Origin of the sequence: Acidovorax sp. MR-S7 (assembly GCF_000400995.2) — a bacterium.
In the GTDB taxonomy this organism is placed as follows: domain Bacteria; phylum Pseudomonadota; class Gammaproteobacteria; order Burkholderiales; family Burkholderiaceae_C; genus MR-S7.
In genome coordinates, this window is sequence record NZ_DF238905.1 from 1 (window position 1) to 498 (window position 498).

The 498-nt window shown below is 65.1% G+C and carries 1 protein-coding gene; it reads right to left on the reverse strand.

Annotated elements, in window-relative coordinates; translation table 11 throughout:
• On the reverse strand, positions 1–498 hold a 498-nt coding region (locus AVS7_RS05680), incomplete at both ends, for an IS1595 family transposase (protein WP_020227460.1).

Genomic DNA, 498 nt, shown 5'->3' on the forward strand with positions numbered 1-498 from the left:
CCAGCTTGTGCAAGCCGCGCGGAATCTGCCGCACCACGACCCCCAGCGCCTTCCCGGCGGTCTTGTAGGCGCTGGCTGAGTCGGACACGAGCACTGCGTCCGGCTTCAAAAGAGGACCAAGCGCAGCGCCAATGGTGGCCGCGCTCGGAACCGAGGGAAGCACGGTGATGAAGCTGTTGCGAGACCCGCGAGCCACGGCCGTGAGGACGGCCACCTGCTCACGTGAGATGCCTCGCTTGCTGGCGCGCGTGCCCCGCCGATGGGAGGGCCTGGGCATCCCGCTCTTCTGGCCTTTATACGAGCGACGGAAGAAGGCCTCGTCTGCCTCTGCCACGCCAGACAGCTCTCCAGGCTGGTGCTTGTCGAGCAGAGGCATCATGAGATGGCGGTAGCGGAAGGCGGTGTTTCGATGGACGCCCAGGCGCTCAGCCGCGTCTCGGACGCTCAAAAGGTCCTTCATGCAGGACGCGTTCTCCAGCAGCTTGGCTTTGTTGTGAA